Origin of the sequence: Gilliamella sp. W8145, from assembly GCF_016101145.1 — a bacterium.
Lineage (GTDB): Bacteria > Pseudomonadota > Gammaproteobacteria > Enterobacterales > Orbaceae > Gilliamella > Gilliamella apis_A.
Genome location: NZ_JACFRC010000001.1, coordinates 596391 through 620500, shown reverse-complemented (window position 1 = coordinate 620500; position 24110 = coordinate 596391). Strand labels below are relative to the sequence as shown.

The window sequence follows — 24110 nt, the reverse complement described above, 5'->3', positions numbered from 1 at the left end:
TAGATAACGACTTAAGAAGAATTACAGTGAAATAGTTATTTTAATTCTGCTACTACTGCTACTAATAGTAAGCTTGATAGCTTACAATATAGCCAAAAGGTTGTTTTTTTATAAATTTAATTTAATTATAACAATAATTTAACTAAAAAATCAAGATAGTTTAATTGGTTTTAATTAGAGCTGAAATAAATCTACATAGTAGCGAAAATTGTAGTATAAAAATAAAAGATTTAAATTAAGTATCGATAAAATAGCGGTGATCAAACAAACTGCTATTGATATTAATATGTCAGGAGCCGACCAAGTCGGTAGAAGCGAATAATTTCTTTAAAGACAATAAAAAACCTTATAAAAGGCTTTCCTGATAATTCAATATCGAACGTTGTTCTTGCTGTCGTCCTTAGCTTTTAGTTTTCATACAATTTTTATATAAAATAATGATAAATCTATTTTTTGATATGTGTTATTTTTATATTAAATCCATCTTCAGCTAAATCAACAAGATTAACATCATTTCCTTTATAGTGCTCAATCATAAACGGTCTTAAACGTATAAATATATCATAAAAACTTCTATCAACATGTGCTTCTATAGCTGAATCAAAATAAGTATGTATTAATTCCTTATCATCATCTTCTTCGAAATAAAAACCAAAGTAGTGAGCTATACCTTTATTTCGCTTATCAATATCTGAAGTTTGTTCATTTTTTTCAATAAGATCAGGAACAAACTCGATACTAACAACATCATCTGATACTTTAATTTCGGTAAAAATAAAATGAAATAATTTTATATTTCCATCAATCACTACATCATCTCGAAGATAAACTAATAACATAATTATTCATCCAAATTAACTGTTTTTACGATTCTAAACTCTTTGTTCAATACTAATACAAATAAAATAAATTTAGATGATTAGTTAATAACAACAAATATTATATAAAATAAGATAAAAAGCACATTAGCTATTTATTAACCTATCAATCTTTCGATTAGTAATGATTAAAACATTATATTTGTGACAGGGTAACAAATTAATTATTCTAATAAAATTATCACAAAACCTTTGTTTTGAATATTATTATAAATAAAGTTAATTAAAATAAATTTTTATCGTTCACACTAAAGTCAGTTTAAAGATTAACTATTGGAATTTATCTATTCTTACATCATTGTAATGTTCATAAATAAGATTAGCTAAATAATGATATAATCAATTGAAATTAAAATGAAAACTTAAGAGCAAAATAACGGAATGAAAAACGATCAAATACAGCCTACTTTTTACTTCCATGATTACGAAACTTTTGGTATCAACCCCGCTTTAGATCGTCCAGCACAATTTGCCGGCATTCGAACAGATAGCGATTTTAATATTATTGAAAAACCATTAGTCATTTATAGCCAAATTGCGCAAGATTATTTACCCAATCCTGAAGCTGTACTTATTACCGGCATCACACCACAAAAAGCAAATCAAAATGGGTTATGTGAAGCTGAATTCAGCAAACTAATTCATCAAGAATTTAGTCGACCGAATACTTGCATCTTAGGTTATAACAACATTCGTTTTGATGATGAAGTGACTCGCAATATTTTATATCGTAATTTTTATGATCCTTACTCTTATAGTTGGCGTAATGGTAATTCACGGTGGGATCTGCTTGATGTCGTTAGAGCATGTTATGCATTAAGACCCGAAGGTATTAACTGGCCAACTAATGATGCTGGTTTACCGAGTTTTCGTTTAGAAGATTTAACTAAAGCAAATAATATAGCCCACGAGCATGCCCATGATGCAATGTCAGATGTTTATGCAACTATAGCTATGGCAAAACTTATCAAACAAGCCCAACCAAAGTTATTCAATTATTTCTATACATTACGTAACAAAAACAGAGTTGCCGAGCTTATTGACGTTGTAAATATGACACCTATTGTTCATATATCTGGAATGTTAGGTAGTCATAGAGGCAATATGTCATTAGTCTGCCCTATTGCATGGCATCCAACGCAAAATAATGCAGTTATAGTCTGTGATCTAACTGGAGATATTGATTCAATTATTGATTTACCAGTCGAGACTATTCAGGAAAAACTTTACACCAAAACAGCCGATCTTGAGTTAGACGAACAGCGTATTCCATTAAAACTGATTCATATAAATAAATGTCCAATTATTGCGCCATTAAGCACATTATTAGCTGATAACGCAAAGCGTTTTAATTTAGATAAACAACAATGTTTAATTAATCAACAAAAACTACTACAAAACCAAAATAAATTACAGGATAAAATGCGTGAGCTATTTAGTATCAATAATGATTATCCAGTTAACAGTGATGTTGATGCACAAATTTATAGTGGATTTTTAAATGGTCAAGATCTATTACGTTGTGAAACTATAAGAACCACGCCAGTTCATTTATTAGAAACTTTATCAATCACTTTCGATGATCCACGATTAACCACATTATTCTTTCGCTACAAAGCGAGAAATTATCCGCAAGCATTAACCGAACAAGAACAACGCATTTGGCAAGATCACTGTCGAGATAAACTCAATACCATTGAGATACAAAATTATTTACAATCACTTGAACAACTAGCCGAAATTTATATACAGAAACCGGAAAAGCTCACTTTATTAAAGCAACTTTACCAATATTGTCATTATTTAGTTGGATAATTGAATTACAGGGGCGTATTATATGTTTCTGATTTTAGTTCTCCGCCCTTTCTAAACGACGGACATACCGTCAATATTTAATTTTAAGACAATTAGTATATAAACTATGAAACATTTTTTAGCCAAACATGCAACAATTAAGCATCGACTTTATTCTTTATATTACACACTATTTAGTTATGGTCGGGGCTTAATTATTTTAACCCTCTGTTTATGGGCTGGTAATATTGTTTCGGCAATCTTACCAATCATGATCCCTGGTAGTATTATTGGTCTATTAATCTTGTTTTTTTTATTAGCATTTCAACTTATACCAACGCGTTGGATCAAAAACAGTTGCAATCTTTTTATGCGCTATATGACTGTGCTATTTATTCCTGCTGCAATGGGGATCATGGATAATTATTCACTACTTTTAGCTAATTGGGTACCGATTATTTTTGCCAGTGTTGGCGGTTCAATTATTGTCTTATTTTTAACCGGATATCTTACAGAGCATTTGCATAAACCCGCGGTAAAATCGTCTGATAATAAGGGGAAACAATCATGATATGGATGTTACCATTAACTGTTTTAGTTTTTCTTGTGATTCGTAAAATTTCCTTTAAAATCAAAAATCCACTATTTAATCCATTAGTGATTTCGGTTATTGTTTTAATTCCTATTTTATTAATTACACAGACTAGTTATATTGAATATGTAAAAAACGTCAAAATTATTAATGACTTACTCCCTTATTCAGTTGTTGCTTTGGCTTACCCTTTGTATGAATTAATCCCACAAATAAAAGCCCGTTGGAAATCCATCATGATAATCACCTTTACCGCTTCAATTGCTTCTATGGTGACAGGTGTTTGTATTGCATTTTGGTTAGGAGGTAGTAATGAAATTGCAGCCTCGGTACTGCCTAAATCAGTTACCACTGCCATAGCGGTAACTATCGCAGAAAATCAAGGTGGTGTTCCATCTATTGCCGCATTATGTGTAATACTTGTTGGCACTTTAGGAGGAATTTTTGCTCATCAATTGCTAAATTGGGCTAAAATCAAAACAGCCTCTGCCAGAGGTTTATCAATCGGTGCTGTATCACACGCTGTTGGTACAGCTCGCTGTATTGAAGTAGATTATAATGAAGGAGCTTATAGCTCTTTATCACTGGTACTATGTGGTATTATGACTTCATTGACAGCACCATTTTTATTTCCAATAATGGTATTTATTTTAAATTGGTTTTAGCATGATATTAAAAAAGTTAATAACTTATTTAATTACCTTCCTATTGTTTTTAATAACGGTAATACTCAGTCTTGACTATTGGATAAGCTATAAAACGGCCCCCTACATTTATCATGATGAAAATAAACTTCCCTATCGAACAATTGGTGTAGTATTAGGTACATCTAAATATGTAAAAGGTGGTGGTATAAACGGCTTTTATCGCAATCGCATCGATGGCGCTATTGATCTATATTGGCAAGGAAAAGTCGATTATTTATTAGTCAGTGGTGATAATGCGCATTTAAATTATAATGAACCAATCACAATGCAAAAAGATTTGATTAAAGCAGGTATTCCTAGAGAATCAATTGTATTAGATTATGCTGGTTTTAGAACCTTCGATTCAGTTGTTCGGGCTAATAAAGTTTTTAATGCTGATGATTTTACTATAATTACGCAAGAGTTCCATTGCGAACGTGCTATTTTTATTGCTCTTGCGCAAGATATTCAAGCACAGTGTTTTGCCGTTCCAGCCCCAAAGAGTATGAAGTTAGTTCGTATCCGCGAGATGTTCGCTCGTGTTAGTGCTTTTATTGATTTGTATATAATGAATAAAAAACCTAAATATCTTGGACCTATTATCCCTATCATAAGTAATAATGATTAAGTTTGATTAAAACCTATAAAATTTTGAGGAAAGGGGTTTTTTAAGTTATTAATTGATGCGAATTGGTTAAGCTATTACTGAATGTCGCCTTTTCCTACCATAATATATCAGCCTAGTAGATATTTTTAATTATAACGCTGTGATTGAATATGAAACTAAGCAGTAAAAATTTAAAACTAATATTTTTTGGCTAACAATCTATCATAAAATTGATTGTCTAATAATTTAGATTGCATTTTTATGCAAAAAAAAGTAATATTTAGTCAATTAAAATTTAAATAATTTATCTAATACTAATGAATATTGAATTAAGCCATATTAACTGTTTTTATGGTACTCATCAGGCATTGAATGACGTCTCGTTATGTTACCCTTTGGGTGAAACAATTGTTTTACTTGGTCAAAGTGGTGCAGGCAAAAGTTCTTTGTTGAAAGTATTTAATTTACTTGAAATTCCCACATCAGGTGAAATGACGATTGCCGATTCACATTTCGATTTTTCGCAAAAGATAAGTGAATCCACTATTCGAACATTACGCAAAAATGTTGGCATGGTTTTTCAAAATTACAACCTATGGCCACATTTAACTGTTTTGGAAAATTTAATTGAAGCACCATGCCAAGTATTAAAATTATCGAAAAAAGAAGCTAGTGATAAAGCAATGTCAATTTTAGCTCGTCTACAAATTGATGAAATGGCGCATCGATACCCTCTCCATCTTTCTGGTGGTCAACAGCAACGTGTTGCTATTGCCAGAGCATTAATGATGGAACCGAAAATTTTGTTATTTGATGAACCAACAGCGGCATTAGATCCAGCAATTACATCACAAATTGCTGAGATTATTAATGAACTGTCACAAACCGGAATTACACAAATTATTGTTACTCATGAAGTCGATTTTGCGCGTAAAGTTGCTTCACAAGTGATTTACATGGAACAAGGTAAGATTATTGAGCAGGGACAACTTGAGTGTTTTGCTCATCCAAAAACCGAAGAGTTTAAAGCTTATCTATCACACTAACATTAATTAAAACCAGATTGGGTGGAAATATGAAAAAAACATTATTAGCGATTTTATTTGCTGGATCTGCTTTTGCAGCTCAAGCAGCAGAAACATTAACTATTGGTACCGAAGCAACTTATGCGCCATTCGAATTTACTAACGATAAAAATGAAATTGTTGGTTTCGATATAGATGTTATGAATAAACTTTGTGAAGAAATGAAAGTATCTTGCAAAATTGTTAACCAATCATTCGATGGTTTAATTCCTAGCCTTAAAACTCGCCGAATTGATGCAGCAATTGCAGGTATTGATGTTACTCCAGAGCGTCAAAAACAAGTTGCATTTACTAAAATCTACTACGACGACAGCTCAATCCAATTCATTACTTTAAAAGACTCTTTAACCAGTCTTGATCAATTGAAAGGTAAAAAAGTTGGCATCCAGAAAGGTACGACTTATTCAAAATACTTAAATGAAAAGTACCCTGATGTTAAAGCAGTCAGTTATGACAGCTATCAATTTGCGTTTCTAGATTTAAAAGCAAAACGTATTGATGCCATTGTCTCAAGCTCATTTGTTGCTGGAGAATGGTTAGGTAAGGATGCTGACATTGTTGCTTTAGGTGATAAAATTACCGATCATGAATTCTTTGGTGAAGGATTAGGTATCGCTTTACGTCAAGGAAATGATCAATTACTTGAACAATTCAACCAAGCAATTGATAAATTAAAAGCAAATGGTGAATTAGATATTATCTATAAAAAATGGTTTAGTAAATAATATTATTTACTAAAATCTGTATTTTGAGATCTCGCCGCATACTCTGCGGCGAGTTTATTTTTTAAATTAATTACGGTTTTTTTATGTCAGACTTTTTTGCATACGGTATCGACTGGTTACTCTCTTCTATGGATGGGTATATTTTGCCGCTAACTAAAGCAACCACAATAACGTTATCACTAGCTTTTGTATCGTTAATTGTCGGCATGTTTTTTGCGTTCATTTTTACTATTTTAGAATCAGTTCCTTTCAAACCTGTTGCATGGTTAATGTCACTATTTAATTTAACTATTCGAGCTTTACCCGAATTATTAATTGTGGTGGCAATCTATACAGGTTTACCGCTGTTATTGATGGCATTAGATGATGGTTTTACCATTCCACTTGGTTTTACATCATTTACCGTAAAAATGAATATTGAAAATACTCAGCCAGATCCATTTTTATGCGGTGTTTTTGCTTTATCCTTACTTTATGCTGTTTATGCATCTCAAACTTTACGTGGAGCATTTAAAGCGATACCAAGTGGGCAAAAACAAGCAGCTCAAGTATTAGGCCTTAGTAAATCTCGTACTTTTTTCCGCATAATAATGCCGCAAATGTGGCGCCATGCATTACCTGGTTTGAGTAATCAATGGTTAATTTTATTAAAAGATACCGCCCTTGTATCTGCGATAGCGATTGATGATTTAATGATGCAAACCAAAACAATTGTTGCAAGAACCAACCAACCTTTCTTATGGTATTTTATTGCTATGCTTGTTTATTTAGTGATATCAGTTTTAAGTCAACGAGTTATTTCTCGTATTGAAAAACGCTCTACCAAATTTGAACAACCGTCATCAGCTAATAGTCAGTAAGGTCATTTTATGTCTGATAATTTTATTTACTATCTAAAAATCATTCTTCAAGGTCTACCTGATACTTTAAGCTTAAGTATTGCAGGCATATTATCAGCTGGTTTTTTAGCTATCGTTTTTTCTTGCCTTTTATCTTTAAATTCGAAGTTTTTAACTAAAACGATACGTGGTTATATTGTTATTTTTACTGGTTCACCTTTATTGGTACAACTTTTTTTAATCTATTATGGACCTTCACAATTTGGCGAAATTTTAAGTAAAGTACCGGCTTTTTATGAATTTATTTCATCGCCATGGTTTTGCGCTTATTTAGCATTAACGCTTAATAGTGCAGCTTACACTACTCAAATTTTCTATGGTGCTTTAAAAGCTGTTCCACAAGGACAATGGCAAGCATGTAGTGCATTAGGCATGAATAAAAGACAAACACTTAAAATTGTAATGCCATATGCATTAAAACGAGCACTGTCTACTTACTCTAATGAAGTTGTCTTCGTGGTTAAAGGAACTGCACTAGCATCAATGATTCCTGTTATGGATCTTATGGGATATAGTAATACACTAAATGGTGAATACTATGACTTCTCAATTTTTGTTGTTGCAGGGCTTATCTACCTCTTGATAAATGGTATTTTAAGCACCATTATGAGGATAATAGAGAAAAAAGCCCTCACCTTTGAAAACTAATATGAGCCAATTTGATTCTGTATCTTTCTTAAAAACTGTCCCACATAAACCAGGTATCTATCAAATGTTTAATGATAAAGATACCATCATTTATGTGGGAAAAGCGAAAGACCTCAATAATCGTTTAAAAAGTTACTTTAATAGTAGTAAAAAAACCATCAAAACCGATCGATTGGTGAGTCATATTCATCGCGTAGAATTTACCATCACCAATACCGAAACAGAAGCACTTTTACTTGAACAGACTTATATCAAAAAATATCAACCACGATATAATGTTTTACTTAAAGATGACAAAAGCTATCCGTTTATTAAATTAAGTAAAGAACGCCATCCACAATTATCTTTATACCGCGGAGCAGTTAATCGTAAAAAAGATGAGTTTTTTGGCCCTTACCCTAGTGGCTATGCAGTTAAACAAATTCTTGCATTATTACAAAAAACCTTTCCGATAAGGCAATGTCTTAATAGTACTTATCGTAATCGAACACGTCCTTGTTTGCAGTACCAAATTAAACGTTGTTTAGGCCCTTGTGTACCGGGTTTAGTCAGCGATGAAGATTACAATGAACAAGTGAATTATGTTAGATTATTTTTATCTGGACAGTCAGATGAAATCTTAAAAAAAATCACTGCTGATATGTTGAAAGCTAGTAGTGAGCTTAATTTTGAAAAAGCAGCAGCGCTACGTGATCAGTTACAAGCAATCAAACACATTAATGAAAAACAAGCTATCTACAATAATAATGATAATTTAGATGTAATTGGTTTTCATTATGAACTCGGCCTAGCTTGTATTTATGTACTTTTTATCCGTAATGGACAAACATTTGGCCATCGTTCTTATTTTCCTAAAGTTCCCTCTAACACTGAACTTGAAGAAGTTATTGAGACATTTTTAGGACAATTTTATCTACAAGGTAATCAAAACAGGAATATTCCAAAGAAAATTCTTCTGAATTTTTCGTTGTCAGATAAACAAGCGATGGAAGAAACTTTATCCATCGTCGCCGAACATCAAGTTAAATTAGTTGATGAACCAAAAGGTGATAATCTTAAATTATTAAATATTGCAACAGTTAACGCTCAAACGGAAGTTAAAAATAAACTATTAGAAAACTCAACCATTAAACAAAGATATGATGCTTTAAAAGCCTTTTTGGGTATTGAGAAAATCAATAGAATGGAATGTTTTGATATCAGCCATTTTATGGGCAAAAACACTATCGCTTCTTGTGTTGTGTTTGATGATAAAGGACCGGTTAAATCTGAATTCCGTCGCTATAATATTAGCGGTATCACCCCAGGTGATGACTATGCAGCAATGGAACAGGTATTAACTCGCCGTTATAGTAAAAAAGATCTCCCTGAAGATAAAATCCCTGATATTATCTTTATTGATGGTGGTAAAGGACAACTTAATCAAGCTTTACAAGTATTTGAGAAGTTACAAGTAAACTGGGATAAACATCATCCTATTTTAATCGGGGTGGCTAAAGGTGCTGAGCGTAAAGAAGGTTTAGAAACACTCTTTTTTGAAGCGCATGGTAAAGGTTATTATCTAGATGATCATTCCCCTGCTCTATTATTAATTCAACAAATCCGTAACGCTTCACATGACCATGCTATTGTAGGTCAGCGTAAAAAAGGTGTTAAACAATTAACTGATAGTGCATTAGAACATATAGAAGGCGTTGGCGGAAAAAGACGCCAAGCATTATTAAAACATTTTGGCGGACTTAGAGAGCTAAAAAATGCTAGTATAGATGAAATAGCCCAAGTACAAGGCATATCCAAATCGCTAGCTGAAAAAATTTATCTAAATTTACAGCAATAACACATTGAAAAATTAACATTTTTCAGGCAACATAATCAGTAAGAAAACACTGTTTTTTTAATTATCACTAACCAATTGATTAATAAGACAAAATGAGCTAATGTCACATGAAAATCAACTTACCTACATTTTTAACATTATTTCGAGTAATACTTATTCCTTTTTTTGTGTTGGCATTTTATCTATTTCCTCATGAATGGTCTGGCTTTTTTTCATCATTAATATTCTTAATAGCTGCAGTAACAGATGTTTTTGATGGTTACCTCGCTCGTCGATTAGGCCAAACTACTAAATTTGGTGCCTTTTTAGATCCTGTTGCCGATAAAATTATGGTCACTATCGCTTTAGTTTTAATAACCCAATATTATCAAACATGGTGGATTTCTATTCCAGCAATCATCATCGTCTCTCGAGAGATCATCATTTCAGCATTAAGAGAGTGGATGGCTGAAATTGGTAAACGAAATAATGTTGCCGTCTCATCAATTGGTAAAATAAAAACTATTGCTCAAATGACTGCATTAACATGGTTACTTTGGAGACCTTGCGATCTAGTTATTTATGCCGGACTTGCAGCCTTGTTTATTGCTACAGTATTAACCCTATTATCGATGATTCAATATTTATGGGTTGCTCAAGTCGATTTATTAGATAACGATTAACATAATAAATTTGATGTGTAATGTCTAAATATTCAAATTGAAAAAATAGCATTACACTTTAGCTAAAAACGAAAAAATAGAGCAATTTAACCTCGAATCAGTCAAACATTGAGCAATCAAACGATTAATTTAAAATTTTTATTGACTGAAATGATAAGATAGGTAAAATGCACAGCATCCAAAGCGCAGTTACCCTTCGGTACTAAGTTTTGAGCCCGGGTGGTGAAATCGGTAGACACAAGGGATTTAAAATCCCTCGGCCTTTTTGGCCGTGCGAGTTCAAGTCTCGCCCCGGGCACCATTTAAAACACTTCTCATGCGGGAATAGCTCAGTTGGTAGAGCGCAACCTTGCCAAGGTTGAGGTCGCGAGTTCGAACCTCGTTTCCCGCTCCAATTTAAATTCAATCGATGTTCATAATATACTATTATCTATGATAAGCTATATGTTTCACTTAGTAGTATAAAATCATATAGAGCCACAAAAAAATACAGTTATATCTATTGCTTTATAGACATTGTATTTATAAATATCTTTATACTATGAAAGCATACAATGTCCACCTAGATAATAAATAACATACTGCAATTAACCTTTATAATTAAAGTGTCAGATGGATATATTTAAGATGTTAAATTTGATAATTAACATTTTCATCTTTAATGTATTGCTCTATATATTGTTTAAATATTTTTACTCTATTAGGGATATAGCATCTATCTCTAACCATCACATAAACTGGACGAGGGATACCAACCCACTCGGTTAAAATTGGAATTAACTCTCCATTCTGAATCTCATCATGAACAAATTGCTCAGAAACAAAACAAATACCTAAATCCTGCTTAGAAGCATTTATCATCAACTGTGTTTTATGTAATCAAAGAACCACATTAGTATTTATTCTTATAATTCACTGTTTTCAAGAATTATTTTGCCCATATACAGCGTTTTACAGATGTGACTATAACCTTAGCATACATGAAGTATATAATTTTTGAATAATGGTAGACCATGCCGAAAATTATAGATTAATTCATCTTAACTATATTGGCTTAGTTGTTGTTATTCAGAGCTCTTTCGGCCAATGTCCTGTGGTTTGATATAACCATTTTAAAACTCGTTTGGCATAGGAACGATCATTAAGATATGAAAATAGTGTATAAAATAGTAACAGGAGTAAAGGAATAATTTGTGCTCCCGATGTTATCCATAAAAAACCATTCATTATAAAATCAAACTCTTTAATTGGATATATAATTATCTGTAATAATAAAAATGCAATTGGGGCAAAAATAGTATAAAAATACCAATTACGTAATAACGTTTTCGCTTTTTGTTTACTTATCCAAATACAATGAGGAATTAAATAGCTTGAACCATCGGTATGATTAATAATCCCATGTATTTTATTATTTTCAAATATTAAACTGAGTTTATCTCCTGATGCAATAAACGTCGGATGGCAAAAAGAATAAACAACCGGTATATGATCATTATCTAAAGCAAGTTCATCGAAAAATAGTCTAACACCGCTAAAATCAAATAATATTTTCCTTCGTTCCGATCGATAAATTAATTGTCTATCTATATTAGTTGCAATTCCTTCATATACAGGTAAGTCTGTTGATGAACAATTAACGGTTTTACGATGTTCTAAAAACGAGGTTTTCATAAAACTAAGATCGCCTTTTTTTAATTTATGATATCGCTGACGTAAAAAAAATTGTTTAGGTAAAACCAAATTTATTAAACGAAATAGCGTTGAACAAATACACCATATCAAAATTAGAAACAACCCAGTGGCTAAAAATAGTGTTATAAATTGAAGATCCAGCCAAAATCCTATCAAGATCAAAAATGGTAAAATTAATGTAGAAGGATGAGGGAAAGCACAATGTAATTTATTACGAATAGCCAAGTCTCCTTTCCATGAAACTAACCAGTGGAGCCAAAAAGTGCCATCATTAAGTGCGTGAGAAGCAATATGGATAACATCGCCTTCATTTAATTTATCTAAGACACTTACATCGATAAATTGGTTTTTATAAAAAAAATAAACTCCCTCATTGGTAATAATACGATAACAATCAGTATGTCCATAGGGAATGTAGTCATATCGATAAAATTTATTAGTAATAAATTGGCAATTATCTTTCATTTTGTGTTCTTAGTCTTTTAGAACGCAATCCACTTATTCGTTGGTATATCAATGTATCAGCATTGTTTAAATTGTGGCATTACATAATTTCATAGTAAATATTATTTGCTATTTTAACCTTTTATTTCAAATTTAACAGGTCAGTAATGATATAAATACGAATAGTATTCAATACATATTAATTCAACACTATCTTTTCTAAAAAATGGATTTAATTATCTTATTCAAGTTTATTTTACAATTTCTTTGTAATTCTGTAGTAAAAACTAATCTTTCCAAATCTCTTTTGCTATACGAAACGCAGCCCATGCTTTAGGCCAACCAACGTAAAATGCTACATGAGTTAAAATTTCTGCTATTTTTTGCTTAGTGATACCGTTATTTTTTTGCAATCTGCAAATGAAATTGTAAAGAACTATCTAAGATACTACTGGCAAGTAATGCCGTAACTGTGACTAAACTTCTATCTCTTGCTGAGAGCTCTTTTTCTCTAGACCAAACTTCGCCAAATAATATAACATCATTAAGCTCAGCAAACTTAGGAACGAATTCGCCTAGTACATCTCTTCCCGCTGTTACTTTGTTCTTAATTTTTTCTTTTATTTTGTATTATGAAAAAATCAAATTAAAAAATCTAACAAATTTGGAGATTTCAATAAGATATTGTTCTCTTTTAATCATAATGAATAATTATCTTAATGAAGAAATAACTGAGGAAAACAATTATTATCAATAAATCTTTTCAGTTAATTACAGTTTGTTCATTTTCTCTCTTCGGTCTTTAATCGCCTAATTTCGTATTCTGCCTAACTATCAATATCTAATTTCTTAAAAAAATTATGGATTAATTAAGTTATATTCTCGCTATCCATAGTTAGGATTTTCATCTTTTTATTAACACAAAAATATTAAAACATTATCTTCAATTATAAGTAAATTGAAAATAACGGGTAGCCATATTCCACTCTCTATAAAAATAGACTAATAGAACACTAGAACTCAAACTAACTTATTCCCCAACCAATTTCATTGCAAATTAATTAGCAAAATTATCCACTATCCGCCATTTATAGTGAATACAAATCACTTACTTTACAATATTACCTAATACGAATTAGTTAAATAATATTCTTAATATCGTTAAATATTTAAAGAGTATCAAATATATTTTTCCTTAAAAATTAATTTATTAATTAAAAAAAAATTAAATTTAAAAGAATTTAGAACTGATTCGGTTATTTTTGCCCAATATGGGGAGTCCTTTGCTAGCAAAACATTTACATTATAAATGATAATCATTCTTAATTAAATATGTTAATGATGCTACTAGCTAGCACATTTAATAATCATTTATTAATTTACCAAAAGTATTCCCTATTGATTATGTAGGTTATGGTTGAATTTAGGAAAATAATATGAGATACAAATTAGTTTTTACCAATAAAATAACTAATAAAGCATTAGTTTGTTCTAACAAAAGCATTATTGGTTCACCGTGGTTAATGGCCGGTATTTTATGTTTATCGTTTAACACAATGGCAGATACAGCTGAAAAAAAAGACGATAGTGATCAAGTAGAACAATTGATAGTTACTGCTAGACATGTAAAAGAGTCAGCCAAGGATATTCCATTTACGGTCAATATTGTTGACGACAAAAAACTGGTTGACCGGCGGGAGACCACTTTAGAAAAAGCTTTAAATGATACTGTCGGTGTACAAGTAATTAGTAATATGGGGGCAGCGAAATCTATTCGAATGCGTGGTGTCGGTTCTGTATTACCTATGAGTGGCGATGACAGCTCGGTTAGTATTAACGTGGATGGGATGCCACAATCAAAAAGTAATACGACCTTAAATTTACTTGATGTTCAACGTGTCGAAGTATTAAAAGGCCCGCAAGGGACATTATTTGGCCGAAATAGCGAGGCTGGTGCTATCAACGTTATTTCGAAAAAACCAACTCGCTATTTTGAATCAGCTTTTAGAACCGAATTCGGACAAAATAATCAAATATTAACCGAAGGCGTCATCAGTGGCCCTTTATCCGATCAATTAAGTGCTCGATTTGCTGTCCGTTATGATGAAGCAGATAGCATTCTAGAAAATGTTAATGACCATAAACCGGTGAGTATTCTTAGAAATAAAATCGCTAGAGGCACATTATTATGGGAAGCTTCAGAACTCACTTCTATCTCATTTATTACCGAAATAGAAGAAGCTATGGGTATGGACGATATGTATATGATGCGCCCATATGGACATCACCCTAAGATTGACATTCCAAATAGCAGTGACAAGAATGACAAAAATATTTATCGTTTCAATTTAAAAGTGGAACATGAGTTGGATAATAGCTTATTGAGTTCTATTACCGGTTATTCTTATAGCAAAAGTGACAGAAGATCACCAATTTATGAAGGTAGGTTATACCACCATTTGAGCGGTATGTCACCACCATCTAATTGGTCTTATTTAACCAAAGAAGATCTTTTCACTCAAGAATTTAGAATTTCATCTAAACCTGAAGCACCAATATTTTGGGTAGCAGGTATAAACTACTATACCAATGATCGTCATAGAAATACTTATGATGTTATGGATGTGTTTTATCCAAGTAATGCATTGAATGCTAACATTAGAAGACAGTTCGAAACAGATAATGTCGGAGTGTTTGGTGAAGTCACCTACCCTGTTACCGAAAAACTCAAATTAACAGCAGGTCTTCGTCAATCTTACGAAAAGAAGAATTATCATGCAAAATGGCTAGCTAACTCAATTTATGCTGAAAATAATAAAGATAAACCAACCTTGGCTTTTGATAAGCAAAAGATAACCGATAACTTTACTACTGGCCGATTAGGTTTGAATTTTTTACTTAATGATTATGCTACCCTGTATGGTCTTTACTCAAGAGGATATAAAACTGGTGGTTTCAATGATGAAGGTACGGATTTTGCTACTATTGGTCGTTCAGATCAAGCCTATAAATCAGCGTATGTAAACGCTTATGAAATAGGGTTAAAAACTGAAAATAATACGGTAGGATTAAACACGGCATTCTTTTATAATGATACTAAACGTGAACATCTAATGGCTTATAATCCAGCGACGTTTGTTTCTGTGGTTGAAAATTATGATATCCGAAGTTATGGTGTAGAGCTAGATGGTTTTTGGAAGGCACCAGGAAATTTAGACTTTTCAGGTGGCATAGGTTACACCAATGCTAAAATAGTCGGTACGCCTAACAAAAGTTTAGCTCATGTAAAAAAACATAACGAAGTGCCGGATACATCTCATTGGAATGCTAACTTAACCATTCTACACTCTATACCACTAAATTTAGCTTCAGGAATATCATTAGAAACGCAAATAACTGATCGTTATATTGGTTCTCGCCAAGCTGATGTGCAAAATAAATTTGGCTTAAAAGCTTATAACAAACTTGATGCTCGAATTGCTGTCAAAACAGAAAATGCTGAGTTTTATGTGTGGGGTGACAATCTACTAAATAAATCCTACGATTTATGGGGATATCATATTCCAGCACTGTCTCATGATGGCCCTGATGCAACAATTGGTTCGCCTGGTAGAGGCCGAACTTTAGGAGTTGGTTTTATTTATAACTATTAACAATACTTAATTTTAAAGGGATACACTTTAAATCAGTTAAATAATAGCTTAACCATGCCGTCATTATTCGAGAAACTTAGACGAATACTGGCGGCGTATCTCTTTAGGTAATACCCCAAACTGTTTTCTAAATGCTGAACTAAAATGACTAATATTGCTATAACCCATCATAATTGCCGTTTCTGTAACACTATATTCGGCTAATAACTGTTTAGCTTTATGCATCCTTTCTGCCAAAAAATAAGCATAAATACTTTTACCAAAAATCTGCTTGAAACCTTTTTTTAACTTACTCTGATTGAGACCTGTTTGTTTAGCTAAACAATTGATAGTAGGAGGACAGGTTAAATCACTTATTAAACAATTACGAGCATGGTTAAGTTGTTGATATTCCCATTGCGTAAATTCATGTTTAGTAGATTGTTGTTCAAAAGACTTAAAATACCAATTTAAGTACTTTAAAACATGGGCATATAACAATAGACGGTTGGTGATTTTACAATCAGTGTTTTGCATTAAATAAAATAGTTGTCGAGCACAAGATAATACATTTTTGTTTTGCTGTATCTGATAATGCTGCAAAAAGAAATTGATCTTTTCATCTAAACAAGAAAATTGAAAATCCATATCACCAATTAAAACATCCAATAATTTTGGCATTATCATAACCTCAATATTGCAAAAATCCTTGGAATGTTGTAAATGAAAAATCTCACCATCAGCGAAACCAAAGGTTAAATCGCCTTCTTTACTTACAAATTTCTTATCTTTAATCTGTACACTCAATTTACCTTGTAACTGGCAATTAAAGCATAAGCAATTTTCACTACTCGAAAACGTTTTACTAACATCCACAGCATTTAGATCTGCAGCACTGTTAATACATATAGCTAAGCCTGGTTGTAACTCAATATATGATAGACCTTTACCGCTATAATTTAGATTTTTATTGGTTAATTGATTATCAAAACACATACATCCTCCAAACAATGCAAACGATAACAAATATCATTTGCATTTACAACATAATAAAGCTACTATTTATAAGTTGTAATGCTTAGGAGTATAGAATATGTAATAAGATAATTATTATATATTCATATAGAAATTTTCATGGATAATAAAACCATTCCTTATTATAAGCAGAAAAGTTATTTTTTATTTATTATTGCGCAACTCTATATCATACAAGGTATTCCCGTTGGATTAGCTTTTGACGCCTACCCTATCTTATTACGTGATTCAGGTGTTTCGTTAGCCGTGATAGCAATGATTCCACTAGCGGGTTTGCCTTGGGTTATCAAATTTATATGGGCTCCGTTAGTCGAAAATCACTGGATAACTAAAATAGGTTATCGAAAAAGTTGGTTACTACCAATGCAATGTCTATTAGCAATTTTGATAACCATTATTGCTTTCACCCCTTTCACATCAGAAACCACTACTTATCTTCTACTAGTTATTATTTTATCCTGTATCGTTTCTGCAACACTCGATATTGCAACTGACGGGCTTGCAGCAGATTTATCGCAAAACAACACTATTAGCCAGATAAATAGTATTCAAGTAATGGGCAATATTACTGGTATGCTTATTGGCGGGGCTGGAGTAACCGTTTGTTATGATTATTTAGGAAAAACCTATAGTATTTTACTGTTAGTTGTAATTATTTTTGTATCGATTATACAACTCACTATATGGACAGAGCCTAATTTAGGCCACAATTCGCGATCCAATTCCAGAGCAAGAATCCACAATTTTTTTAAACGAAAAAATGCTTACCATATGCTATTTCTTGCAATCATGATACCTTTTGCTGGTTCGGTAATTTTAACCACAACTAAATTTATTTTACTGGATCATGGGTTCTCTGTGAGTGATGTTGGTATTTATACAGGTATTGGTGGTTATTTAACCATGCTTTTAGGTTGTGCCATTGCAGCCTATTTATTAAAAACTAAACAACCTTATCAAACACTAAAAATTGGTTTTGCTCTACTCTTTTTTCTAATTCTGTTTTGGTGTTTACTTTACAATATGCCTGACTATATTAATCCTATTACGACTACCATTATGATGACTATTTTAGGTATTGGTATTGGTACGATTAATGTTAGTATTTATACCATTACAATGATTTTTGCCAAACAAGGAAAGCAAACCGCTACAGATTATGCTATTTTTCAAAGTAGCTTATTATTCTCTGAAATAATCGGTTCCTCAATTTCAATGACAATCGCTGAATACTTTAATTATCTCATTGCCTTTTTATTGGCGCTAATAAGTATAATTGTTATTAACTTAATGATTAGAAATAAATAATAAGTTGTAATTTTTTGATATCTTTGTACAGTCTCTTGAGTATAACAGTACGTTTTAATCTATTGATACATAACTTTAAATTATTGTTTGATTAACTATAAAAATGTATTACAACTTACTCTACTAATTTTTACACCAAAATAATTAATAAATTGATTTAATTAAAATATTAGTTAAATGACGATATCAATCATATAAAGTTTTGAATCGTATTAAACATTATTTTTTATACTAAAGTATCTCGTTAATGAAAATGGTCGCTTCACCAATAATGTTGGAAATAAATACGTTAGCGATCTTTTCGGTTTATCAAATAACTCTAATGTCCAACCACCTTCGATCAGAAAATCAAAAGAAATCCTATTTTCTGAAAGAATCACTAAATCACTGAAAAAATCTGTATAATACATTCGATATATTTTCGCTTTATCAATTATTCTATTTTGTTGTAAATCTAATAAATAAATAGCTAAAATTTCTTCAAATGGACAATCAAAAGTAACAAATAACAAAATATAATTGTCATCCACTAATAGAGCAGCCTCTAAGCAAGTTCCATCAACACGAACTTTACTTTCATGGCCATCTATGATGATTGTATTGTTATGAATTTGTATATTGGTTAATTTTTTAAACATAACGCATTCACTTTTATTAGCTTCTAACTAATGTTAGCTCACCATTTATACAAAATAAAGCAGATAATAAAGCTAAATATATATTTAATCTTTCAATTTAGTAATAATATAAGTGAAATAATCTGCTTTATATTATTTTTATGTATGCATCATTATAATCAACAAATTCATTATACTGATATTAATAAGGATTATTTCTGATTTAGTAACGTGCAATATATCTCAACTTTAAGTTTTATTTGCACAAGTATTTAATCATCTGTTTTTGTATAGTTCATTAACACATAATTTTTAAAGAGGTAAATAAAATTGGCTAAAGGAAATACTTCACTGCTAAAAAGACGATTAGATATTGCCGAAATAGTTAGAAAGCAAGGTGAAGTTAAAGTTGATGAATTATCTGAATTATTAAATGTATCTGGTGTCACTATACGACAAGATTTAAATTATTTAGAACAACAAGGTTATCTTAAACGATCCTTTGGTGGAGCCATATATTTACAACCTAAAGATAGTTTTGATAAATCTCATCAAGAATCAAACAATGAAGCCAAAAACGCTTACTCTGATATTAGTTTGATTATGCGATGTTTATCATTCATCAATGATGGAGATACGCTATGTTTGTTAAATGGTAAAATAACTAGAAAACTCATACCATATTTATATAATAAAAAAAATCTCACTCTGATCGTTAATGATTTAAGCTTTGCTATGTTAGCAAAAGATTATATTCAGGGTGAAATCGTGTTAATTGGTGGAGTATTTAATCAAAAATATACTAATTTTGATAAAAATGATGTGCAAACTCTATTAGCAAAATATGAATTATCTACCGTTATATTTGAAATAGAGGCAATCAATACCGATGATGAAATTGCCATATCGAATAGTCAATTGATGGAAGGTTATCAATTATTATTAAACAACGCTAATTGTCGCATCGCGCTTCTACCCAGTCGAATTGAAGAAAATGATACTTTTGGATTTGCTTCACTTCAGCAAATTGATGTTATCATTCTTTCTAACTCAACAATGGCAGAATATCATCAGCAGATAACTAATTGTTCATTTAAACAATCTAGTGTTAATAAAGATAGCGTTATTTATCAAAACTCAATGAAAAAATAAAATTAATTCACAATTTATGTTTATAAATATTTACCAAATAAATAGTTAGAATAAAACTATGCTATTGATTTTTCTATAATTAACAACACTTTGAATAGTATAATATCAACTATTATTTAACTAGATTTTTTATTTAATATTGTAAGCTAATTCTAGTTAAGATTTGCCTTAAAATTAGTGACAACGTCACACAAATAAGCAAAAATTTAAATCGCTATTTTCAATATTATTGATTTCTGAAGGCATAAAACAATATATAAAAAATTATTGAAAATTTTAAATAATGTAATGTTTTTTATGGCAAATTTAATAAAAAAAGCCCCTAATTAGGGGCTTAATCATGATTGAAATCAACTATTTTTGTAGGAATTTTTCAATCTGCTCTAATGTTGACGTACCTTGCATTGGTCCTTGTTTTGTCACCGCCAACGCACCGCAAGCATTAGCATAAGTTAAGGCTTTTTTGGCTGAAAACCCTTTATGAATTAAAGCGACATATGCACCACCAAAACAATCCCCTGCACCAGTCGGATCTATTTCGGTAACTAAATGAGGTTGCACATCAAAAGATTCATTTGCCGAATAATAACTCGCGCCCTTGTTACCTTTTTTTATAACAATAGAAGATATACCATTATTTAAAAAACAATCGATTGCTTGCGTCTCATTATCCGTATTGGCTAACAGTGTGACTTCACTTTCACTTGGTAAGTAAATGTCGGTTTGTTGTAATATCGCTAACAGCGCCTCTTTAACACCAGGCAGATACAACATTTCCTTACGGATATTAGGATCAAAGGAAATGATACCTTTATTTTGTTTAACTATTGCTATAGCTTTCTTAGCGGTATCAAGAATTTGTTTAGAAAACAGCGAAGATCCCATTATATGTAGATGATCGCAATCTTCTAAAATCTTTTGACTAACCATGTCTTCATTAATCAGAGCACAAGCAGCATTTTTTATATTAAAAATAAAATCCCGACTACCATCCTCATGATAAGTTACAAATGCGCTTCCCGTAGTTTGGTCATCCATAACTTTAATATGAGAGATATCAACACCATCATCAGCTAATTTTTTTATATTTAACTCACCAAAGCCATCATTACCAACACAACTTATCATCGCCGCTGGTTCATCTAATTTCGCCACTTGATCGATAAAAATTGCTGGAGCACCACTGGCAAATGGGCCCTTCCATAGTCCATCATGTGTAAATAATTGCCCTTTTTGGTTAGCCATAATTTCGACAACAATTTCACCTAGTGTAAATATTTTTTTCATATTAATTCAACTCCATTTAAACTCTGTTTTTCTTATTACGAACATCAATATATACAGCTAATAGAATGACTAATCCTTTAACAACTAGTTGATAAAAATAAGGAATGTTCATCAAGTTCATGCCGTTATTAATAACACCGATGATTAGAGCGCCTATCATTGTTCCAATAATTGTGCCGTGACCACCATTTAAGCTTGTTCCACCCAAAACAGCTGAAGCAATAGCATCTAATTCATAACCTTGCGCAGTACTTGGTTGACCTGAATAAAGTCTTGATGCTAACAATAATCCACTGATCCCTGCCATTAATGCAGTTATCATGAAAACTTGTATTTTTAATTTTTTAACATTAATTCCAGAATAAACAGCGGCTTCTTTGTTGCCACCAGTAATATAAATTTTTCGACCAAATGTCGTTTTAGATAAGATGAAATGATTGACTAATAACAATATTAATAGCACCCATATTGGATTCGGTATTGAAAAAATATCACCATTACCTAATTCAAGAAATACATCATCCATAATCATTTCTGGTTTACCATCAGTAATGATATAAGCAATTCCACGAAAAATTCCCATAGTTGCTACAGTCACAATAAACGATGGAATACCAGCAAGTGCCGTTAAACTACCATTGATAAAACCAACAGCAATTGAAAGTAACAAAGCTATAACTATGGCAAGATAAAATGGCAATCCCCAAAGTAAAGCAAGTGCCGCTAATGTGCCAGTTAACGCTATAGTTGAACCGACGGATAAATCGATATCGCCAAGCAACAATACATATGTCATACCAAATGCCGTAATCGCAATAATCGATACTTGCAAGACGATATTCATAATATTGGTACTAGTTAAAAAGTTTCTATTCATAAATGAAAACAGAATGAATAAAGCAATTAGCCCGATAACAATTCCACCATATTGACGGAATACTTTAAAAAAAGATTCTTTAAAATTACTATTATTCATCGAGGTATTTTCTTTTGTATTCATGCACATGCTCCTGTTGCTATATTCATTACTTCTGGTTGAGTTAACCCTTCAGTATTAAATTCCTTTACAATTTTTTTATTACGCATAACAAATAAACGATCACTAATAGACATCACCTCGGGTAGTTCTGATGAGATCATAATGATTGCAGTACCTTTTGATGATAGTTCTCTTATTAATTTATAAATTTCCAATTTGGCACCGATATCAATTCCCCGAGTGGGTTCGTCTAAAATCAAAATTTTAGGTGGCTTCACTAACCATTTGGCAATAACGATTTTTTGTTGGTTACCACCACTTAAACTACCGGTTACTTGGAATGGATTATTGGTTTTGATAGCCATCTTCTTTATATATTTAGTCGAATTTAATAATTCTTTTCTATTATTGATGATAAATGATGGCTCATATTGAAAGGCAATATGATTAATATTTGAATGAACATCATGCATCAAAACCAAGCCTTCTTCTTTACGATTTTCGGTAACAAAAGCAAGGCCATGTTCAATGGCTTGAGTTGGTGAATTAATATTGACTTTTTTACCTGAAATAAAAATTTCACCTTGGTATTTAGTTACCCCAAACAACGCTTTCATCACTTCTGAACGACCAGCACCAACTAAACCAAAAAAGCCAACTACTTCACCAGAATGCACCTTAAAACTGATATTTTTGAATTCTCTAAAATGATCTAAGTTTCTAACTTCTAATAAAGGCGGATCTTCCTGAATTTGGTGTGGTAATTTTGGTGGATAAATATTTTGTACTTCACGGCCAACCATTTCAGCAATCAGCTGATCTATGGTGGTTTCGTTTTTTTGGTGGGTGGCAATATACTCGCCATCACGCATAACTGAAATATCATCAGATATGCGCATGATCTCATCCATTCGATGCGAAATATATATAATTGCAACATCTTTTTGTTTAAGTTTTTCTATTATATTGAAGAGTAGTTCTGCTTCATTATCACTTAATGACGAAGTTGGTTCATCCATAATTAATACTTTCGCGTCATAACTAAGTGCTTTTGCAATTTCAACCAATTGCCGTTGCGCCATAGACATGGTTCCAACAATTTGTGTTGGATTTAATTTGATTCCATACTCCGCAAATAATGCATTACAATTTTTAATCATTTGATTATCAGAAATAATGCCATATTTATTTGGTTCATTATTTGCATAAATATTCTGAGCAATCGTTAGGTTATTACTTAAACTCAATTCTTGGAAAACTATAGCAATCCCTATCTTTCTTGATTCTGTTGGATTCTTTATAGTGATAACATTGCCTTGATAGGTAATTGTTCCACTACTTGGCGGATAAATTCCGGCTAGGATTTTCATTAATGTAGATTTTCCTGCGCCATTTTCGCCCAATAGCGTATGAACTCTACCTTGGTAGATGTCTAAACTAACATTTTTCAAAGCTTGAATCGGACCAAAATTTTTGGCAATAGAATCCACAGATAATATGATATTATTCATTAGTTGATTCCTTGTGGAAGGGATAGATATTACCCTA

The 24110-nt window shown here is 31.6% G+C and carries 21 protein-coding genes, 2 tRNA genes and 1 pseudogene; 15 read left to right on the top strand and 9 right to left on the bottom strand.

The genetic code is table 11. From position 1 onward, the window contains the following. Positions 1-446: 446 nt before the first annotated feature. Complete coding sequence (locus H3T80_RS02810) at positions 447-839, bottom strand: hypothetical protein (protein WP_110447876.1); 393 nt, start codon at positions 837-839, stop codon at positions 447-449. Positions 840-1259: 420 nt separating this feature from the next. Between H3T80_RS02810 and sbcB the strand changes: the two genes are divergently transcribed. From sbcB to H3T80_RS02750, 12 genes are all read left to right on the top strand, one after another. Continuing rightward, positions 1260-2693, top strand: coding sequence for an exodeoxyribonuclease I (gene sbcB / locus H3T80_RS02805; RefSeq protein ID WP_198199859.1), 1434 nt, complete (start codon positions 1260-1262; stop codon positions 2691-2693). A gap of 106 nt (positions 2694-2799) precedes the next feature. Then, positions 2800-3243 carry a CidA/LrgA family protein gene (locus H3T80_RS02800; protein ID WP_110447878.1) on the top strand — a complete coding sequence of 148 codons (444 nt, stop codon included), beginning with the start codon at positions 2800-2802 and terminating at the stop codon, positions 3241-3243. Continuing rightward, complete coding sequence (locus H3T80_RS02795; RefSeq protein WP_110447879.1) at positions 3240-3929, top strand: CidB/LrgB family autolysis modulator; 690 nt, start codon at positions 3240-3242, stop codon at positions 3927-3929. Before H3T80_RS02800 ends, H3T80_RS02795 begins: the two co-directional genes overlap by 4 nt. Position 3930: 1 nt before the next feature. Further along, a complete protein-coding gene (locus tag H3T80_RS02790) occupies positions 3931-4578 on the top strand; it encodes a vancomycin high temperature exclusion protein (protein ID WP_110447880.1) in 648 nt (215 codons plus the stop codon). A 296-nt stretch (positions 4579-4874) separates the two neighbouring features. Further along, entirely contained in the window at positions 4875-5603 is a 729-nt protein-coding gene (gene artP, locus H3T80_RS02785) for an arginine ABC transporter ATP-binding protein ArtP (protein WP_086360008.1), read from the top strand. Positions 5604-5632: 29 nt separating this feature from the next. Further along, on the top strand, positions 5633-6367 hold the full coding sequence (locus tag H3T80_RS02780) for a transporter substrate-binding domain-containing protein (protein WP_086360009.1): 735 nt from the start codon (positions 5633-5635) through the stop codon (positions 6365-6367). An 83-nt stretch (positions 6368-6450) separates the two neighbouring features. Then, positions 6451-7227 (top strand): arginine ABC transporter permease ArtQ, encoded by a 777-nt coding sequence (gene artQ, locus H3T80_RS02775; RefSeq protein ID WP_232350081.1) that lies wholly within the window; start codon positions 6451-6453, stop codon positions 7225-7227. A gap of 9 nt (positions 7228-7236) precedes the next feature. Further along, on the top strand, positions 7237-7914 hold the full coding sequence (gene artM, locus H3T80_RS02770; protein ID WP_086354161.1) for an arginine ABC transporter permease ArtM: 678 nt from the start codon (positions 7237-7239) through the stop codon (positions 7912-7914). 1 nt (position 7915) lies between these two features. Beyond that, a complete protein-coding gene (gene uvrC / locus H3T80_RS02765; protein WP_198199858.1) occupies positions 7916-9751 on the top strand; it encodes an excinuclease ABC subunit UvrC in 1836 nt (611 codons plus the stop codon). A 107-nt stretch (positions 9752-9858) separates the two neighbouring features. Next, positions 9859-10413 carry a CDP-diacylglycerol--glycerol-3-phosphate 3-phosphatidyltransferase gene (pgsA, locus tag H3T80_RS02760; protein WP_110447883.1) on the top strand — a complete coding sequence of 185 codons (555 nt, stop codon included), beginning with the start codon at positions 9859-9861 and terminating at the stop codon, positions 10411-10413. Positions 10414-10626: 213 nt separating this feature from the next. Then, a tRNA-Leu gene (locus H3T80_RS02755) sits at positions 10627-10714 on the top strand. 17 nt (positions 10715-10731) lie between these two features. Beyond that, positions 10732-10807 (top strand) — tRNA-Gly (locus tag H3T80_RS02750). Positions 10808-11043: 236 nt separating this feature from the next. Here H3T80_RS02750 and H3T80_RS02745 read toward each other — a convergent pair. The 3 genes and pseudogenes from H3T80_RS02745 to H3T80_RS12325 form a co-directional block, all read right to left on the bottom strand. Next, a complete protein-coding gene (locus H3T80_RS02745; protein ID WP_110447884.1) occupies positions 11044-11274 on the bottom strand; it encodes a LysR substrate-binding domain-containing protein in 231 nt (76 codons plus the stop codon). Between the two features lie 207 nt (positions 11275-11481). Beyond that, the gene (locus H3T80_RS02740) at positions 11482-12573 is read right to left on the bottom strand and encodes a hypothetical protein (protein ID WP_198199857.1); all 1092 of its coding nucleotides are present in this window, start codon (positions 12571-12573) and stop codon (positions 11482-11484) included. Between the two features lie 269 nt (positions 12574-12842). Beyond that, positions 12843-13164 (bottom strand): annotated as a pseudogene (locus H3T80_RS12325) (carboxymuconolactone decarboxylase family protein); the annotation flags it as partial. 824 nt (positions 13165-13988) lie between these two features. Between H3T80_RS12325 and H3T80_RS02730 the strand changes: the two are divergent. Continuing rightward, complete coding sequence (locus tag H3T80_RS02730; RefSeq protein ID WP_198199856.1) at positions 13989-16205, top strand: TonB-dependent receptor; 2217 nt, start codon at positions 13989-13991, stop codon at positions 16203-16205. Between the two features lie 63 nt (positions 16206-16268). Here H3T80_RS02730 and H3T80_RS02725 read toward each other — a convergent pair whose 3' ends face one another. After that, positions 16269-17180 (bottom strand): helix-turn-helix transcriptional regulator, encoded by a 912-nt coding sequence (locus H3T80_RS02725; RefSeq protein ID WP_110447887.1) that lies wholly within the window; start codon positions 17178-17180, stop codon positions 16269-16271. Between the two features lie 138 nt (positions 17181-17318). Between H3T80_RS02725 and H3T80_RS02720 the strand changes: the two genes are divergently transcribed. Further along, on the top strand, positions 17319-18527 hold the full coding sequence (locus tag H3T80_RS02720; RefSeq protein ID WP_198199855.1) for an MFS transporter: 1209 nt from the start codon (positions 17319-17321) through the stop codon (positions 18525-18527). A gap of 212 nt (positions 18528-18739) precedes the next feature. On the opposite strand, the gene H3T80_RS02715 is transcribed toward H3T80_RS02720, so the two are convergent. Continuing rightward, a complete protein-coding gene (locus H3T80_RS02715) occupies positions 18740-19165 on the bottom strand; it encodes a hypothetical protein (protein WP_198199854.1) in 426 nt (141 codons plus the stop codon). 309 nt (positions 19166-19474) lie between these two features. Here H3T80_RS02715 and H3T80_RS02710 point away from each other — a divergent pair, with 309 nt between their 5' ends. After that, positions 19475-20296: a DeoR/GlpR family DNA-binding transcription regulator gene (locus H3T80_RS02710; RefSeq protein ID WP_110447890.1), complete on the top strand. Its 822-nt coding sequence runs from the start codon at positions 19475-19477 to the stop codon at positions 20294-20296. Positions 20297-20650: 354 nt separating this feature from the next. Here the strand turns inward: H3T80_RS02710 and H3T80_RS02705 are convergent, their stop codons facing one another. Genes H3T80_RS02705 through H3T80_RS02695 form a run of 3 tightly spaced genes read right to left on the bottom strand, consistent with a single transcriptional unit; the run spans position 20651 to position 24073 of the window. Then, a complete protein-coding gene (locus tag H3T80_RS02705) occupies positions 20651-21583 on the bottom strand; it encodes a sugar kinase (RefSeq protein WP_198199853.1) in 933 nt (310 codons plus the stop codon). Between the two features lie 16 nt (positions 21584-21599). After that, on the bottom strand, positions 21600-22583 hold the full coding sequence (locus tag H3T80_RS02700) for an ABC transporter permease (protein WP_198199851.1): 984 nt from the start codon (positions 22581-22583) through the stop codon (positions 21600-21602). Next, positions 22580-24073 (bottom strand): sugar ABC transporter ATP-binding protein, encoded by a 1494-nt coding sequence (locus tag H3T80_RS02695; protein WP_198199849.1) that lies wholly within the window; start codon positions 24071-24073, stop codon positions 22580-22582. The genes H3T80_RS02700 and H3T80_RS02695 overlap by 4 nt, the downstream gene beginning before the upstream one ends. Between the last annotated feature and the right edge of the window lie 37 nt (positions 24074-24110).

Excerpts from the sequence above, each read along its gene's own strand:
- H3T80_RS02705 (WP_198199853.1), bottom strand. The coding sequence starts at position 21,583 with ATGAAAAAAATATTTACACTAGGTGAAATTGTTGTCGAAATTATGGCT.
- H3T80_RS02810 (WP_110447876.1), bottom strand. The coding sequence starts at position 839 with ATGTTATTAGTTTATCTTCGAGATGATGTAGTGATTGATGGAAATATA.
- H3T80_RS02740 (WP_198199857.1), bottom strand. The coding sequence starts at position 12,573 with ATGAAAGATAATTGCCAATTTATTACTAATAAATTTTATCGATATGAC.
- H3T80_RS02720 (WP_198199855.1), top strand. The coding sequence starts at position 17,319 with ATGGATAATAAAACCATTCCTTATTATAAGCAGAAAAGTTATTTTTTA.
- artM (WP_086354161.1), top strand. The coding sequence starts at position 7,237 with ATGTCTGATAATTTTATTTACTATCTAAAAATCATTCTTCAAGGTCTA.
- pgsA (WP_110447883.1), top strand. The coding sequence starts at position 9,859 with ATGAAAATCAACTTACCTACATTTTTAACATTATTTCGAGTAATACTT.
- artP (WP_086360008.1), top strand. The coding sequence starts at position 4,875 with ATGAATATTGAATTAAGCCATATTAACTGTTTTTATGGTACTCATCAG.
- H3T80_RS02715 (WP_198199854.1), bottom strand. The coding sequence starts at position 19,165 with ATGTTTAAAAAATTAACCAATATACAAATTCATAACAATACAATCATC.
- H3T80_RS02745 (WP_110447884.1), bottom strand. The coding sequence starts at position 11,274 with ATGATAAATGCTTCTAAGCAGGATTTAGGTATTTGTTTTGTTTCTGAG.
- artQ (WP_232350081.1), top strand. The coding sequence starts at position 6,451 with ATGTCAGACTTTTTTGCATACGGTATCGACTGGTTACTCTCTTCTATG.
- H3T80_RS02790 (WP_110447880.1), top strand. The coding sequence starts at position 3,931 with ATGATATTAAAAAAGTTAATAACTTATTTAATTACCTTCCTATTGTTT.
- H3T80_RS02695 (WP_198199849.1), bottom strand. The coding sequence starts at position 24,073 with ATGAATAATATCATATTATCTGTGGATTCTATTGCCAAAAATTTTGGT.
- sbcB (WP_198199859.1), top strand. The coding sequence starts at position 1,260 with ATGAAAAACGATCAAATACAGCCTACTTTTTACTTCCATGATTACGAA.
- H3T80_RS02800 (WP_110447878.1), top strand. The coding sequence starts at position 2,800 with ATGAAACATTTTTTAGCCAAACATGCAACAATTAAGCATCGACTTTAT.
- H3T80_RS02725 (WP_110447887.1), bottom strand. The coding sequence starts at position 17,180 with ATGTGTTTTGATAATCAATTAACCAATAAAAATCTAAATTATAGCGGT.
- H3T80_RS02795 (WP_110447879.1), top strand. The coding sequence starts at position 3,240 with ATGATATGGATGTTACCATTAACTGTTTTAGTTTTTCTTGTGATTCGT.
- H3T80_RS02730 (WP_198199856.1), top strand. The coding sequence starts at position 13,989 with ATGAGATACAAATTAGTTTTTACCAATAAAATAACTAATAAAGCATTA.
- H3T80_RS02700 (WP_198199851.1), bottom strand. The coding sequence starts at position 22,583 with ATGAATACAAAAGAAAATACCTCGATGAATAATAGTAATTTTAAAGAA.
- uvrC (WP_198199858.1), top strand. The coding sequence starts at position 7,916 with ATGAGCCAATTTGATTCTGTATCTTTCTTAAAAACTGTCCCACATAAA.
- H3T80_RS02780 (WP_086360009.1), top strand. The coding sequence starts at position 5,633 with ATGAAAAAAACATTATTAGCGATTTTATTTGCTGGATCTGCTTTTGCA.